The 14728-nt window shown below is 69.6% G+C and carries 17 protein-coding genes; 9 read left to right on the forward strand and 8 right to left on the reverse strand.

Going from position 1 to position 14728, the window contains the following annotated elements:
• Positions 1–15 precede the first annotated feature (15 nt).
• The 6 genes from CDO46_RS05870 to CDO46_RS05895 all read right to left on the reverse strand — a co-directional run bounded on the left by CDO46_RS05870 (position 16) and on the right by CDO46_RS05895 (position 6597).
• On the reverse strand, positions 16–1125 hold the full coding sequence (locus tag CDO46_RS05870; RefSeq protein WP_303395831.1) for a thiamine phosphate synthase: 1110 nt from the start codon (positions 1123–1125) through the stop codon (positions 16–18).
• A 144-nt stretch (positions 1126–1269) separates the two neighbouring features.
• A complete protein-coding gene (locus tag CDO46_RS05875) occupies positions 1270–2166 on the reverse strand; it encodes an ATP-binding protein (protein WP_254914557.1) in 897 nt (298 codons plus the stop codon).
• 296 nt (positions 2167–2462) lie between these two features.
• A complete protein-coding gene (argJ, locus tag CDO46_RS05880) occupies positions 2463–3689 on the reverse strand; it encodes a bifunctional glutamate N-acetyltransferase/amino-acid acetyltransferase ArgJ (protein ID WP_087837623.1) in 1227 nt (408 codons plus the stop codon).
• Positions 3690–3740: 51 nt separating this feature from the next.
• Positions 3741–5024: a glutamate-1-semialdehyde 2,1-aminomutase gene (gene hemL, locus CDO46_RS05885; RefSeq protein ID WP_087837624.1), complete on the reverse strand. Its 1284-nt coding sequence runs from the start codon at positions 5022–5024 to the stop codon at positions 3741–3743.
• A 2-nt stretch (positions 5025–5026) separates the two neighbouring features.
• The gene (thiE, locus tag CDO46_RS05890) at positions 5027–5710 is read right to left on the reverse strand and encodes a thiamine phosphate synthase (RefSeq protein WP_087837625.1); all 684 of its coding nucleotides are present in this window, start codon (positions 5708–5710) and stop codon (positions 5027–5029) included.
• Complete coding sequence (locus CDO46_RS05895) at positions 5707–6597, reverse strand: hydroxymethylpyrimidine/phosphomethylpyrimidine kinase (RefSeq protein ID WP_087837626.1); 891 nt, start codon at positions 6595–6597, stop codon at positions 5707–5709. The genes thiE and CDO46_RS05895 overlap by 4 nt, the downstream gene beginning before the upstream one ends.
• Positions 6598–6732: 135 nt before the next feature.
• Here CDO46_RS05895 and CDO46_RS05900 point away from each other — a divergent pair, with 135 nt between their 5' ends.
• From CDO46_RS05900 to CDO46_RS05940, 9 genes are all read left to right on the forward strand, one after another.
• Positions 6733–6897 carry a rubredoxin gene (locus tag CDO46_RS05900; RefSeq protein WP_087780643.1) on the forward strand — a complete coding sequence of 55 codons (165 nt, stop codon included), beginning with the start codon at positions 6733–6735 and terminating at the stop codon, positions 6895–6897.
• Positions 6898–6924: 27 nt separating this feature from the next.
• A complete protein-coding gene (locus CDO46_RS05905) occupies positions 6925–7491 on the forward strand; it encodes a YqgE/AlgH family protein (protein ID WP_087837627.1) in 567 nt (188 codons plus the stop codon).
• Entirely contained in the window at positions 7484–7894 is a 411-nt protein-coding gene (ruvX, locus tag CDO46_RS05910) for a Holliday junction resolvase RuvX (RefSeq protein ID WP_087837628.1), read from the forward strand. Before CDO46_RS05905 ends, ruvX begins: the two co-directional genes overlap by 8 nt.
• A gap of 12 nt (positions 7895–7906) precedes the next feature.
• A complete protein-coding gene (pyrR, locus tag CDO46_RS05915) occupies positions 7907–8446 on the forward strand; it encodes a bifunctional pyr operon transcriptional regulator/uracil phosphoribosyltransferase PyrR (RefSeq protein WP_087837629.1) in 540 nt (179 codons plus the stop codon).
• Entirely contained in the window at positions 8391–9386 is a 996-nt protein-coding gene (locus tag CDO46_RS05920; protein ID WP_087837630.1) for an aspartate carbamoyltransferase catalytic subunit, read from the forward strand. Before pyrR ends, CDO46_RS05920 begins: the two co-directional genes overlap by 56 nt.
• 3 nt (positions 9387–9389) lie before the next feature.
• Positions 9390–10682: a dihydroorotase gene (locus tag CDO46_RS05925; protein WP_087837631.1), complete on the forward strand. Its 1293-nt coding sequence runs from the start codon at positions 9390–9392 to the stop codon at positions 10680–10682.
• A gap of 2 nt (positions 10683–10684) precedes the next feature.
• Complete coding sequence (locus tag CDO46_RS05930; RefSeq protein ID WP_254914558.1) at positions 10685–11455, forward strand: 1-acyl-sn-glycerol-3-phosphate acyltransferase; 771 nt, start codon at positions 10685–10687, stop codon at positions 11453–11455.
• Between the two features lie 73 nt (positions 11456–11528).
• Positions 11529–11807: a YlcI/YnfO family protein gene (locus CDO46_RS05935; protein WP_087837676.1), complete on the forward strand. Its 279-nt coding sequence runs from the start codon at positions 11529–11531 to the stop codon at positions 11805–11807.
• Complete coding sequence (locus CDO46_RS05940; RefSeq protein WP_087837632.1) at positions 11804–12112, forward strand: type II toxin-antitoxin system RelE/ParE family toxin; 309 nt, start codon at positions 11804–11806, stop codon at positions 12110–12112. The genes CDO46_RS05935 and CDO46_RS05940 overlap by 4 nt, the downstream gene beginning before the upstream one ends.
• Here the strand turns inward: CDO46_RS05940 and CDO46_RS05945 are convergent.
• Both CDO46_RS05945 and CDO46_RS05950 read right to left on the reverse strand, forming a co-directional pair.
• Positions 12106–13080, reverse strand: a complete 975-nt coding sequence (locus CDO46_RS05945; protein ID WP_087837633.1) for a LysR family transcriptional regulator — start codon at positions 13078–13080, stop codon at positions 12106–12108. The genes CDO46_RS05940 and CDO46_RS05945 overlap by 7 nt on opposite strands.
• Before the next feature lie 366 nt (positions 13081–13446).
• Entirely contained in the window at positions 13447–14727 is a 1281-nt protein-coding gene (locus CDO46_RS05950; protein WP_087837634.1) for a cytochrome c, read from the reverse strand.
• Position 14728: the final 1 nt, after the last annotated feature.

The raw sequence follows: 14728 nt of genomic DNA on the forward strand, positions 1-14728 counted from the left end.
GGTCCGTCGCCCGGGTCAGCCGCCCCAGAAGCCGCTGATGCCCGCGATGCCATGCGCGCCGTGCGCCAGGGCCGTCGCGCGCGTGTCCGCCGACTGCCCGCCCAGCGCGAGCACCGGCAGGCCGGCGTGCAGCGCCAGCGTGCCGAAGGTCTCCCAGCCCAGGCCGGGCTGGCCGGGATGCGAGCGCGTGGGCAGCACCGGCGCCAGCACCGCGAAGTCGGCGTCCAGCTGGCGCGCGCGTTCCAGTTCCGCGGCATCGTGGGCCGATACGCCCAGCATCGCGCCGGGCGGCAGCTTGGGGCGCTGGGCCGGGACGTCGGCGGCGCGCAGGTGCACACCGTCGGCATCGGCGATCCAGTCGCGCGGATGCGCGCTGTTGACCAGTACCCGCGCGCCGGCCGGCCGGGCGCGTGCCACCACCTGTTTCAGCACCTGGCGCAGCGCGTCGTCCGCCGCGCCGCCGGGCCAGTCCGGTTCACGGAACTGGATCAGCTTCAGGCCCGAGGCCAGCGCGGCATCCAGGCGCCGCAGGAAGGCATCGACGTTGCCGGGCGAGCCGATATGGGTGATGGCATAGGTATCGGGCACGTGCAGCCACCGCAGCGGCGGCAGCGTGGCCGGCAGCAGGGGGCCGATGCGCGGCTCCAGCGCCAGTCCCAGCGCGTCCTCCGGCGACTGCGCGCGCGCCTGGGCCGTTTCCAGGTCGGTCGGCTGCTCGCCCCGGGCGATGCGCGCTTCCAGCGCCTTCAGCCGTTCCCCGTGATCGCGCCGCGCCGCCTGCACCTCGGCCTCGCTCGCGTCCCGTATCCGCCCCCATTGCAAGGCCTGCGATTCCAGCCCCCGGGGCTCGCCTTCCCAGCGGGTGACCCGGCAGAAATACAGCCTGACGGTGGCGTGCGAGTAGGCGTGCACGTGCGTGACCCAGGTCGACGACTCCAGCACCGTCACCCCCAGTTCTTCCTTCAATTCCCGCGCCAGGGCCTGCAATATCGTCTCGCCCGGCTCCAGCTTGCCCCCCGGCAGCTCCCACCATCCCGCGTAAGGCTTGCCTTCGGGCCGCTGGCCCAGCAGCAGGCTGCCGTCCGGCCGGAGCATCACGCCCACCGCGACATCCACGACTTTCACACCAGAACCCAGAGACCCCATAATCCTTCCAAAAATGCAATCCACACAAGAACAATACCCAGGGCACAGCGGATCCGGCTCCGCCGGTCCGCCAGTGCCGCCCCCTGGGGGGCGCGCGCAAGCGCGTAGGGGGGAGCCCTCCTGTCAGCGCGTAGGGGGGGGGACCTCCCTCCCGGCCCAATCCTTGGCGAACTGCCAGGCGACCCGGCCGGAACGCGAGCCGCGCTCGAGCGTCCATTGCAGCGCGGCCGTACGCGAGCGCGCGATGGATTCCTCGCTGCATCCCAGGTCGCGCAGCCAGTGCGCCACGATGTCCAGGTAGTCGTCCTGCTTGAACGGATAGAACGACAACCACAGTCCGAAGCGCTCGGACAGCGAGATCTTTTCCTCGACGGTCTCGCCGGGATGGATCTCGCCGTCGCTCTGGTGCTTGGCCTGCAGGTTCTCGTGCATGTACTCCGGCATCAGGTGGCGCCGGTTGGACGTGGCGTAGATCAGCACGTTCTGGGTCGATGCGGCGATCGAGCCGTCCAGCACCGACTTGAGCGCCTTGTAGCCGGCCTCGCCTTCCTCGAACGACAGGTCGTCGGCGAAGACCAGGAAGCGCTCGGGCCGCTCGGCCACGGTCTCCACGATCTCCTGCAGGTCGCCCAGGTCGCTCTTGTCGACTTCGATCAGGCGCAGTCCGCGATCGCCATACGTGGCCAGCATGGCCTTGACCAGGGAACTCTTGCCGGTGCCGCGGGCGCCGGTCATCAGCACGTTGTTGGCCGGTTTGCCTTCCAGGAACTGCACCGTATTCCGGTCGATCACTTCCTTCTGGCGATCGATGTGCTGCAGGTCGTCCAGGTCGATGCGCGCGATGTGCCGCACCGGCTCCAGCCAGCCTCGCGTTCCGCGCTTGCGCCAGCGGAAGGCGTGGGAATTCCAGTCCACGGGGGGCGGGGCGGGGGGGAGCCAGGCTTCGAGCTGGGCGAGAACGCCCTCGGCGCGTTTCAGGAAAGAGGCCAGATCGACAGGTGGGGAAGACTCGTTCGGCACAGCAGCGTTCCTATCTTCGGCCGGAGCCGCGCAGGCCCCGGATCGTGTTCTTGAACGACGGATTCCGGCCCGGGCAGGGGCGCCGTCCGATCGAAATCCGCCTACGGCATCGGGTATTGCACCATTTTTTTCAAGGGCGCGCCCGCAGGGCCGGATTGCCTGCCTGGCTACAGGCAAACGGCACCGCACCTGTTCTATGTCGAGAACGGGGACGCTGTCCTGGTGGACGATCAGGGTCATCACCAGGAGAGCAGATCATGCGTATGCACAACCCCGCGCCACCGGAGCGTGGAGGATCAAGATCTGTAGTCGGCGTTGATGCTCACGTACTCGTGCGAGAAATCGCAGGTGTACACCGTCTCGGTCACTTTCCCTCGGCCCAGCGAAATACGCACGGCGATCTCGGCCTGTTTCATCACGCGCTGGCCGTCTTCTTCCCGGTAGTCGGGATTGCGTCCTCCATGCTTCGCTACCCACACGTCGTCCAGCCACAGGTTGACCCGGCCCACGTCCAGGTCGTCGATGCCGGCGTAGCCGATGGCCGCCAGGATGCGTCCCAGGTTGGGGTCCGAGGCGTAGAAGGCGGTCTTGACCAGCGGCGAATGCGCCACCGAATACGCGACCTTGAGCGCCTCTTCCTGGCTGCCGGCGTCCTCGACCCGGATGGTCATGAACTTGGTCGCGCCTTCGGCGTCGCGCACGATCAGTTGGGCCAGCTCGGTCGCCGCGGCCTTCAGCGTGGCCAGCAGCTCGGGGTAGAGCGGATCCGACTCGGACTCGATGCGCAGGCCCGCGCGGCCGGTCGCGGCGATGATGAAGGAATCGTTGGTCGAGGTGTCGCCGTCCACCGTGATGCGGTTGAACGAGACGTCGGCGACCTGGCCCGCCATGCGTTTGAGCAGGGCGGGGGCGATGGCGGCGTCGGTGGCCAGGAAACCCAGCATGGTCGCCATGTTGGGCCGGATCATGCCGGCGCCCTTGCTGATGCCGGTCAGGGTGATCTGGTGGCCGCCGATGTTGGCCTTGCTGGACACGATCTTGGGCAGCGTGTCGGTGGTCATGATGCCGTGCGCGGCCTCGGTCCAGTTGCCCGGCGCCAGCGCCTTGACGGCGGCCGGCAGGCCGGCCTCGATGCGATCCACCGGCAGCGGCTCCAGGATCACGCCGGTCGAGAACGGCAGGATCTGGCGCGGGTCCAGGCCCAGCAGCTTCGCCAGCGCGTCGCAGGTGGCGCGGGCGGCGGCCAGGCCGGGCTCGCCCGTGCCCGCGTTGGCGTTGCCGGTGTTGATGACCATGGCCCGGATGGGCAGCGAATGCGCCAGGTGTTCCTCGCACACCTGGACCGGGGCGGCGCGGAAGCGGTTGCGCGTGAATACGCCGGCCACGCTGGTGCCTTCGGCCAGCCTGAACACGGTCAGGTCGCGGCGGCCGGCCTTGCGGATGCCGGCTTCGGTGACGCCGATTTCGACGCCGTCCACCGGAAAGACGAGTTCGGGAGCGGGAATGTGCAGATTGACGGCCATGGCTGTCCTCGCGGAGCGGAAGGGGCGGGGCGCGGCCTGCGCCCCGCCGGATCAGGGATTGAGTTCGGCAAAGGCCTCGCCGGCGATGGCGACGGTCCGGGCGATGACGTCGTCGTCGTGGGCGATCGAGACGAAACCGGCCTCGAACGCCGACGGCGCGAAGCTTACGCCGCGCACCAGCGCGGCGTGGAAGAATTTGTTGAACGCGGCGGTGTCCGAGGCCGAGACCTCGGCCAGCGAGGTCGGCACCGTGTCACGGAAATACAGCCCGAACATGCCGCCCACGTGGTCGGCGCTGAAGGGCACGCCCGCGCTGGCGGCGGCCGCGCGCAGGCCTTGCACCAGCTTGCCGGTCTGGGCTTCCAGCTTCTCGTAGAAGCCCGGTTCGGCCAGCAGCCGCAGGGTGGTCAGGCCCGCGGCCACCGCCACCGGGTTGCCCGACAGCGTGCCGGCCTGGTAGACGCCGCCCAGCGGGGCGATGTGGGCCATGATGTCGCGCCGGCCGCCGAAGGCGCCGATGGGCATGCCGCCGCCGATGACCTTGGCCAGGGTGGTCAGGTCGGGCACGATGCCGGTGCGGCCCTGCACGCCCTGGGGGCCGACGCGAAAGCCGGTCATGACCTCGTCGAAGATCAGCACCGCGCCGTAGCGGGTGCACTGGTCGCGCAGCGCCTGCAGGAAGCCGGGCACGGGCTGGACCAGGTTCATGTTGCCCGCCACGGGCTCCACGATCACGCAGGCGATTTCGTCGCCGTACTGCCTGAACGCGGCTTCCACGCCGGCGATGTCGTTGTAGTCCAGTACCAGGGTGTGCGAGGTGAACTCGGGCGGCACGCCGGCCGAGGTCGGGTTGCCGAAGGTCAGCAGGCCCGAGCCGGCCTTCACCAGCAGGCTGTCGGCATGGCCGTGGTAGCAGCCCTCGAACTTGATGATCTTGGCCCGGCCGGTGTAGCCGCGGGCCAGCCGGATCGCGCTCATGGTCGCCTCGGTGCCCGAGCTGACCAGGCGCACCTGCTCGATCGAGGGCAGGCGGTGCACGAGCATCTCGGCCAGCTCGACCTCGGCCTCGGTGGGGGCGCCGAACGACAGGCCGTTGACGGCGGCCTCCTGCACGGCCCGGATAACTTCCGGATGGGCGTGGCCCAGGATGGCCGGGCCCCACGAGCCCACGTAGTCGATGTACTGCTTCTTGTCGGCATCCCAGGTGTAGGGACCGGCGGCGCGTTCGATGAAGGGAGGGGTGCCGCCCACCGAGCGGAAGGCGCGCACCGGCGAATTGACGCCGCCGGGAATGGTGCGGCAGGCGCGTTCGAAGAGTTCTGCGTTGCGGATCATGGTCATGCCTTGTTGGGGTTGCCGGCGGGGTCCTCGGCCCAGGCCTGGGCGAAGTCCCGCGCGGCGGCTTCGATGTCGTCGGCGCCGAACAGCGCGGTGATGACGGCCAGCGCGTCGGCGCCCGCCGCCACGGCCAGCCGCGCGTTGGCCGGCGTGATGCCGCCGATGGCGACGATGGCCGGCCGGCCGGCGCCGGGGCGCCGCAGCCCGCGTGCCTCGGTCAGGCAGGACAGCGGGGCGTGCACGGCCGCGGGCTTGGTGGGGGAGTCGAACACCGCGCCGAAGGCCACGTGGTCGGCGCCCGCGGCCAGCGCGGCACGGGCGCGCCCGATCTCGTCGTAGCAGGAGGCGCCCACCAGCAGCGCCGGTCCGCCGGCCTGGCGGGCCTGGGCGATGTCGCCGTCCTCGCGCCCCAGGTGGACGCCGTCGGCGCCGGCCTCGATGGCCAGCCGCCAGTCGTCGTTGATGACCAGGAGCACGCCCAGGCGGTCGCAGGCGGTTCGCAAGGCCCGTGCCTGTTCCAGCCGCTTGGCCGGCTCGGCCAGCTTGCGGCGCAGTTGCACGGCGCGCAGGCCGCCGCGGGCGGCCGCTTCCACCGCGGCCACCAGCCGGGCGGTGTCGTCCCATTCGGGCGTGATGCCGTACAGGCCGCGCAGCGGGTGGTTCAGGGCGGGATCGGCGCTCATGGCTCGGACTCCGTGGAGTGGGGCGCCGCCTCGTCGCCGGCCGCCGCCTGCTCGCCCTGCTTGGCCCAGAAGAAACGGTCGGGCAGCAGCCGGCCCATGCCGGGCTGGAAGCCCGAGGCCAGCGCCTGCCAGGTGTATTCCTGGGCCTCCGCCGTGGCGTCGCGCACATCCATGCCGCTGGCCAGCAGGGCGGCCAGGGCCGCCGACAGGGTCGGGCCGGCGCCCCGGAAGTTGCCGGGCAGCCTTGGCCAGCGGTATTCGCCCGCCGGTTCGGCGGCCGTGTCGCCGCCGCCGCGCAGCGTGTTGACCACGATGTCGCCGGGCTGGTGCAGGCCGGTGGCCAGCACCCAGGCCGCCCCCCGGCGCAGCAGCGCCTGGGCCGCGGTCTCGTCGGCCGAGTCCAGGTCCAGCAGGCCGTCCGCCACCAGTTGCTCCAGCCGCAGGCTGTCGGCCACGACCAGGGTCGACTGGGGCACCAGCAGTTCGATGGTGGCGGCCATGATTTCCTCGGCCGAGTCCTCGGTTTCCGCGTCGTCCGCGTCCGGGGGATCCGCCCCCAGGTGCAGCACCACCGGGACGGCCGAGTAGTCGGCCAGGATCTCGGCCACGGCCGCCACCGCCTCGGCCGAGAACAGCCCGCCGATCTTGAAGGCCCGCACCGGCATGTCCTCCAGCAGGCTGCGGGCCTGGTCGTCTATCCATTCGGGCGCGACGGCTTCGCCGTCTTCCAGCCCGGCCGAGTCCTGCACGGTATAGCCGGTCAGCACGGTCAGCGCATGGCATCCCATGCTGGCACAGGTCAGCAGGTCGGCCTGGATACCCCCGCCGGCGCTGGGGTCGGAGGGGGCGAAGGTCAGAACGAGGGGAGGCGTGGGGGCGGCTGGCAACGAAAAGTCTCGAAAGGCGGCGCCGTCCGGCGGGATCCGGGCGGGGCCCACGGTGTTTCGGTAAGATGCGAGATTCTAATGGATGCCCGATGGTTCCCGGTCCGCGGGGACAGGGCTTGGTAAGATTGAGCGACGATGCGTACCTGGATGTGTCTGATTTGCGGCTGGATCTACGACGAGGCGGCCGGCCTGCCGGAAGAGGGTATCCCTCCTGGAACGAAGTGGGAAGACGTGCCGCCCAATTGGGTTTGCCCCGAATGCGGCGCCCGCAAGGAAGATTTTGAGATGGTCGAGATCTGACCCGCCGCGGGCGTTTACAATTCAGGTATGAGCGAACGCGCCAATATCGATCTCACGAACCAGTTCCTGATCGCCATGCCGGCCATGGCCGATCCGAACTTTGCCGGCGCGGTCATCTATGTATGCGAACACACCCCCAAGGGCGCGCTGGGCCTGGTCATCAACCGGCCCACCGACCTGACCCTGGCGGGCCTGTTCGAGCGGATCGAGCTGTCGCTGGACGATTCCCCCCAGGCGGCGTCCCCGGTGTTCTTCGGCGGGCCGGTCCAGACCGACCGCGGCTTCGTGCTGCATGCCCCGGTGGGCGACTACAACTCCTCCATCAAGGTTGGCGACCTCGCCCTGACCACCTCGCGCGACGTGCTGCAGGCGGTTGCCGACGGCCAGGGGCCCGGCAAGCTGCTGGTCACCCTGGGCTACGCGGGGTGGGGCGCGGGCCAGCTCGAGGACGAAATCTCCGAGAACGCCTGGCTCAGCGTGTCGGCATCGTCCGACATCATCTTCAACGTTCCGCCGTCCGAGCGTTTCGACGCCGCGCTGGCGCTGCTGGGCATCGCCCCGATCATGCTGGCGGGCGAAGCCGGCCATGCCTGACGAAACGCTGCTCGCCTTCGACTACGGAACCCAATTCATCGGCGTTGCCGTCGGCAATACGCTGACCGGCCACGCGCGTCCGCTGGAAGTCATCGCCAACACCACGCGCGAGGCACGCTTCGGCCGCATCGAGCAGTTGCTGGGCGAATGGCAGCCGTCCCGCCTGGTGGTGGGCCTGGCGCTGGATGCCGACGGCGGCGAGCAGCCCATGACGGCCCTGTGCCGGCGTTTCGCCAACCAGTTGAACGGCCGCTACGGCCTGCCCGTGGAACTGGTGGACGAGCGCGGCACCAGCCTGGCCGCCCAGTCCGAGATGGGGGCGGCCGGCCGCGGGCTGCGGGTGGACGCGGTGGCCGCCGCCATCATCCTGCAGAGCTACTTCGACACGCCCCGTTCTCCCTGATCCGAGACTGCCATGAACCCAACTCCTCCCAACCTCGACGCCGAGGCGCTGTATGCGCGGCTGCGCGATGCCGTGCGCAAGCTGCTGGACACGCTGCCGGCCGACCGCACCCACCTGGTCGGCATCCATTCCGGGGGATCGTGGATAGCCGAGCGGCTGCACCGCGACCTGGGCCTGCCCGAGGCGCCCGGCAAGCTGGACATCAGCTTCTATCGCGACGACTTCGCGCGCATCGGCCTGCATCCCCAGGTCAAGCCCTCCGACATCGCCTTCGACGTGGACGACAAGCACCTGGTCCTGGTGGACGACGTGCTCTACACCGGCCGCACCATACGCGCCGCCATGAACGAACTGTTCGACTACGGGCGCCCGGCCTCCATCCGGCTGGCCGTGCTGGTGGACCGGGGCGGGCGCGAGCTGCCCGTGGCCGCCGACTTCGCCGCGGCCACCGTCGATCTGGCGCCGGGACAGAGCCTCGTGCTGTCGCGCGCCGGGGATGCCTTCAAGATCGATTTCGAAACCCTGCCGCCCCAGGAGCCGCACCATGCGTAACCCGCAGCTCAACAGCAACGGCGAACTCACCCACCTGTTGACCGTGGAGGGATTGCCGCGCGCGATCCTGAACCAGATCCTCGATACCGCGGAATCCTTCGTGCCCCTGGCCGACCGCGAGATCAAGAAAGTGCCGCTGCTGCGCGGCAAGAGCGTGTTCAACCTGTTCTTCGAGAACTCCACGCGCACGCGCACGACGTTCGAGATCGCGGCCAAGCGCCTGTCGGCCGACGTCTACAACCTGAACATCAACGCCTCGTCGGCCAGCAAGGGCGAGTCGCTGCTGGACACCATCAACAACCTGTCGGCCATGCAGGCCGACCTGTTCGTGGTGCGGCACGCCTCCAGCGGCGCGCCGCACCTGATCGCCCAGCACGTGGCGCCCCACGTGCACGTGATCAACGCCGGCGACGGCCGCCACGCGCACCCGACGCAGGGGCTGCTGGACATGTACACCATCCGTCACTACAAGAAGGACTTCACCAAGCTCACGGTGGCGATCGTCGGCGACATCCTGCATTCGCGCGTGGCCCGTTCCGACATCCATGCGCTGACCACGCTGGGCGTGCCCGAGGTGCGGGCCATCGGTCCGCTGACGCTGCTGCCTTCCGGCCTCGAGCAGATGGGCGTGCGCGTGTTCACCGACATGGCCGAAGGCCTCAAGGGCGTGGACGTCATCATCATGCTGCGCCTGCAGAACGAGCGCATGCGCGGCGCCCTGCTGCCTTCCGCGCAGGAGTACTTCAAGCACTACGGCCTGACGCAGGAGAAGCTCGCGCTGGCCAGGCCCGATGCGATCGTCATGCACCCCGGACCGATGAACCGCGGCGTGGAGATCGATTCCCCGGTGGCCGACGGCAAGCAGGCCGTTATCCTGAACCAGGTCACGTTCGGCATCGCGGTCCGCATGGCCGTCATGAGCATCGTCGCAGGAGCCTGACCCATGAAAATCCATATCCAGGGCGGCCGCCTGATCGACCCGGCCAACGGCGTGGACGCCGTCAACGACATCTACATCGCCGCCGGACGCGTGGTCGGCATCGGCCAGGCGCCGGCCGGTTTCGTGCCCAACCGCCTGATCGACGCGCGCGGCCTGGCGGTGCTGCCGGGCCTCGTGGACCTGTCCGCCCGGCTGCGCGAGCCCGGCTTCGAGCACCGCGCCACGCTGGAGTCCGAACTGCAGGCGGCGCTGGCGGGCGGCGTGACCAGCCTGGTGCTGCCGCCCGACACCGATCCGGTGCTGGACGAGCCAGGCCTGGTCGAGATGCTCAAGCATCGCGCCCGCCAGCTCAACCAGTCGCACGTCTATCCGCTGGGCGCGATGACGGTCGGCCTGAAGGGCGAGATCATCACCGAGATGGCCGAGCTGACCGAGGCCGGCTGCGTGGCGTTCTCGCAGGCCGACGCGCACGTCACCGACACCAACGTGCTGCTGCGGGCCATGCAGTACGCCCGCACCTTCGACTATGCGCTGTGGCTGCGCCCGGAGGATCCCTGGCTGGCCCGCGAGGGCGTGGCCGCCAGCGGCGCCATGGCCTCGCGCCTGGGCCTGGCGGGCATCCCCGAGCAGGCCGAGACCATCGCCCTGCACACGCTGTTCGAACTGCAGCGGGCCACGCGCGCGCGCCTGCACCTGTGCCGCATTTCCAGTGCCGCCGGGATCGAACTGGTGCGCCGCGCCCGCGCCGAGGGCCTGCCCGTGACCTGCGACGTCAGCGCCCACCACGTGCACCTGACCGACGTGGACATCGGCTACTTCGACGCGCATTGCCGGCTGACCCCGCCGCTGCGCGGCCAGCGCGACCGCGATGCCATCCGGGCCGCGCTGGCGGACGGGACGATCGACGCGATCTGCTCGGACCACACGCCGGTGGACGAAGACTACAAGCTGCTGCCCTTCGGCGAGGCCGAGCCCGGCGCGACGGGCCTGGAACTGCTGCTGTCGCTGGCGCTGAAATGGGCCCGCGACGCCGATCTGCCGCTTTCGCGCGCGGTGGCGCGCGTCACCAGCGAACCCGCCCGGGTCCTGGGCACCAAGGTGCTGGCCTCGTGCGGTCAACTGGGCGCCGGGGCGCTGGCCGACCTCTGCCTGGTCGACCTGGACGCGCACTGGCTGGTCAGCGAGGACAGCCTGCAAAGCCAGGGCAAGCACACGCCGTTCCTGGGCATGGAACTGCCGGGCAAAGTCCGCATGACCATCGTCGCGGGCCACGTCGCGTATGAGGCGGCTGCCTGATCGTGCGCGCCTGGTTTCGCCTGGCCGCGCACCTGCTGCGGTTCTCGCTGCGGTTCCTGCTTGTCACCCTGTGGGTGATATTCGGGCTGATCGTGCTGGCCACCGTGTTCCGGCGGTTCGACGTGGCGCGGCGCGACCGGATCAACTGCTGGTGGTCCCGCTGGCTGCTGCGCTGGTGCGGCGTCCGCGTCTACGTCAGCGGCCATCCGCCGGTCGAGGGCGCGGCCCTGCTGATCGCCAACCACGTGTCGTGGCTGGACATCTACGCGCTCAGCAGCGTGCGCTGCACCATCTTCGTCGGCAAGCGCGAGCTGCGTGACTGGCCGGTACTGGGCTGGCTGATCGCGGGCGTGGGCACGGTGTTCATCGAACGGGGCAACCGGCGCGCCCTGCACCACGTGGCCCAGGCCATGGGCGAGCGCTTCGCGCGCGGCCAGTTGATCGGACTCTTTCCCGAAGGCACGACCTCAGACGGCCTGGACGTGCTGCCCTTCCACGCCGGCCTGTTCGAGCCCGCTCGCCGCGCCGGCGTGCCGGTGCTGCCGGTGGCGCTGCGCTATCTCCATCATGGCGCGCGCAGCACCTTGCCTTCCTACGTGGGCGAAGAAACGCTGATGGGCAATGCCTGGCGGGTACTGGGCTCGACCGGCGTGGCGGTGCAGGTCGTCTACCTGCCGCCCGCCACGGCCGAGAACGGCGACGAGGACCATCGCCATGCGATGGCGGCGCGGGTGCGGGAAGCCATACGGGCCGAGGTGCGCCAGGCGGATTGAATACGTCCCCTGGCTTGCCGATGGCCCTGCGTTGCGTTAATGTATTGCAAATGCGATGCATTTGGGAGTTGCCATGAAAACCGCCACGCTTCCTCCCCTGCGGGTAGAGCCGGAACTGCGCGAGGCTGCTGAAAGAGTCCTCGAAGCAGGGGAGAGTTTGTCCAGCTTTGTCGAGCAGGCTGTTCGTTCGGCTGTATCGCGCCGCGAGGCGCAGGCTGCTTTCCTGGCCCGGGCCTTGGCCTCGCGTGATCAGGCGCGGGAGTCGGGGGACTACGCATCGTCGCAAGCCGTATTGGACAAGTTGCAGCAGCGCCTGGAGGCAGCGAAGGTCGACCGGCGCAAGCGGTCTTGATGTACCGCGTTCGTTTCACGCGGGAAGCCGAGCAGGACCTTCTGCGGCTCTATGATTTTGTCCTGGAGAGGGATCCCGATGATCCGGGCCTGGCCGCCCAGGCCTTGGTCGCAATCCAGGGTGGCGTCGAGATTCTCGAGCGTTCGCCCTATACCTGCAGAAAAGCGACGCCGCATTCGCCCTACCTGCGCGAACTGGTGATTCCTTTCGGCCGTACGGGTTACGTCGCCCTGTTCGAGATCGATGGGCCTGATTCCGTCACCATCCTTGCCGTGCGCCTCCAGCGCGAAGACGACTATCACTGAGGCGCCGCCCGCCGCCGCGCGCGTTTGGCCGGAGCGGCGCCATCCTCGCCCGCCGCGGGCACCCGGAACAGCCTGTGCACCAGCGCCCGTACCCATTGCAGCGAGGGATCGCGCGCCGTGCTGGCGTGCCACAGCAGGCGCACGTCGTAGGCGGGCGCATAAGGCAGGGTCCATACCTTGAATCCATAGCGCGGCTGCGCGTTGCGCGCGTACGTGGTGGGTACGATCGCCAGCATGCGCGAATTCATGACCATCTCGGGCAGCGCGCCGAAATGGCGTGCCCGCACGGCGATACGGTCGTCGAGCTTCATGCGCGTGAGCATTTCGCTGACGCTGTCGTGGAAGGTTGCCGTGGGCGAGGCCACCAGCAGCGATGCGCTGGCCAGTTCGGCGGGACTCAGTGTCTTGCCCTTGTGTCCGGGCGTGGGCGTCCAGTCCGGCGAAGTGATCGCCACATAGGGCTCGTGGAACAGCACGTCGGCCTGGATGCCGCGCTGCTTGGGATGCAGGATGCCCAGGCAGAAGTCGATCTCGCGCGCTTCCAGGGCGGCGGCGACATCGTTGGCGGGCACGGAAATGTTGGTCAGCCGGGAGTGGGGGGCCTCGGTGTGCAGTGCCGCGGCCAGGGTCGGCAGGAAGGTCATTTCTCCCAGGTCGGACATGGAGACTCGCCACTCGACGTGGCTGTGCTGGGGATCGAAGGCTTCGCGTCCGGTCACCGCGGTTTCCAGGGCGCGCAATTCCGCCGCGACGGTGGGTGCGACCTGTTCGCAGATGCGGGTGGGGACCAGCCCCTGGGGGGTGCGCACGAAGAGCTCGTCGTCGAAGAAGTAGCGCAGGCGGGCCAGGGCGTTGCTGGTGGCGGGTTGGGAGAGGGAGAGGAGTTTGCCGGCGGCGGTGACGGAGCGAGTTTGGTGGATGGAGACCAGGACGCGTAGGAGGTTCAGGTCTAGTTGGCGGAAGTTCATGGGGGTTTCTGGTTCTTGAGACGGCTGTGTCCGGGGCGGCCGCCGTGGGGCGCAGAGGAGCCGGTCCCGGCCTTGCCGGGACTTCCCGGTGTCGGGGCGCTTGGCGGGGCGGGCGCAGAACTCGCGCGGGGACAGTCCACTGGACTGTCCCTACTGCCGCGCTCAAACAGCTGCGCCCTTGCTTCCCCGCCAAGCGCCCCGACACCGGCGGCTCCAATGCGCCCCACGGCGGCCGCCCCGGACACAGCCTGCGTCATCTGCCAGTGCAAGGGTGCTGGCGTCCTGGAGGATGGGGTGGGGGTATCCGGGGCCCTTATGGGGATTCTACGGAATATTCAGTGGGCAAATGAAGGGGGCTTGCCCCCTTCATTTGCCCTCGCGCAGTTTCGTCACGTCGGCGGCGGTGATCTGGCCTTCGCGGGCGCCCCAGGTGGTGCGCAGGTAGTTGGTCAGTTGGGCGATCTCGTCGTCGGTCAGGCGGCGGGCGAAGCCGGGCATGTCGCCGATGGTGGTGCCGTCGGGCAGGCGTTGGGCGGGCAGGCCGTCCAGGATGGAGAGCAGCAGGTTGCGTGGGTTTTCCAGGCGGACGGTGCTGTTGTTGGCCAGGGGAGGCATGCCGGGCGGGTGGCCTTCGCCGTCGACGCCGTGGCAGGCGGCGCAGGTGTTCAGGTAGACGCGGCGGCCGGGGGAGGGGGCGGCGTTGTCGGGCTTGGCTTGTGGGGCGGGGGCGGGCTTGGGGGGCTGGTCGCCCAGCAGGAAGGCGGACATGGCCTTCAGGTCGTCGTCGCTCAGGTATTGGGTGCTGTGCAGGATGACGGGGTACATCTCGTCGGCGGCGATGCCCTGGGGGGCGAGTCCGGTGCGCAGGAAGCGTTGCAGGTCTTCCGGCGTCCAGCCGCGTTCGGCCAGGGCCCGAGGGGTCAGGGACGGCGCCTCGAAGCGGTTCAGGGTGTAGCCCTGCAGCCAGTCGTCGCGGTGGAGCTGGCCCAGCTTGCCGCGCGGGGTGTGGCATTCGCCGCAGTGCCCCAGGACGTTGGTCAGGTAGCGGCCGCGCACCCATTGCGCGGAGTCGCCCTGCGAGGCGGCGGGCAGCGGGTCGTGGTCGAAGAACAGCAGGTTCCAGCCCGTCATCAGGATGCGCAGGTTGAGCGGGAAGGGGATCTCCGGTTTCTTGTTGGGCTGGGCGCTGGGGCGCACGCTCATCAGGTAGGCGTAGATCAGGTCGGAATCGGCGCGGGGGATGTCGTGGTAGGCCGTGTACGGCATGGCCGGGTAGAGGTTGCGGCCGTGCGGGGCCTTGCCCCGGGTCAGCGCGCGGTGGAATTCGTCGGCGGTCCAGCGGCCGATGCCGTGGTCGGGGTCGGGCGTGATGTTGGTGCCGTACAGCGTGCCGAAGGGAGTCTGCAGCGGGAAGCCGCCGGCGTAGGCGGCGCCGTCGGCGGTCTGGTGGCAGGCCGCGCAGTCGGCGGCGCGGGCCAGGTAGCGGCCCAGCTGTAATTGTTCCGGCGTGGCCTGGACCTGCTGGGGCGGGCGGTCGGGCGGATCGTCGCGGTTGCCCAGGATCGCCGCGGCGACGGCGACCACGATCAGGACCAGGATGACGAGGGCGACGATGGGACCGCGTCGCCGGGGGGACGGGCGGGCCATC

The organism is Pigmentiphaga sp. NML030171 (assembly GCF_002188635.1).
GTDB lineage: Bacteria > Pseudomonadota > Gammaproteobacteria > Burkholderiales > Burkholderiaceae_B > Pigmentiphaga > Pigmentiphaga daeguensis.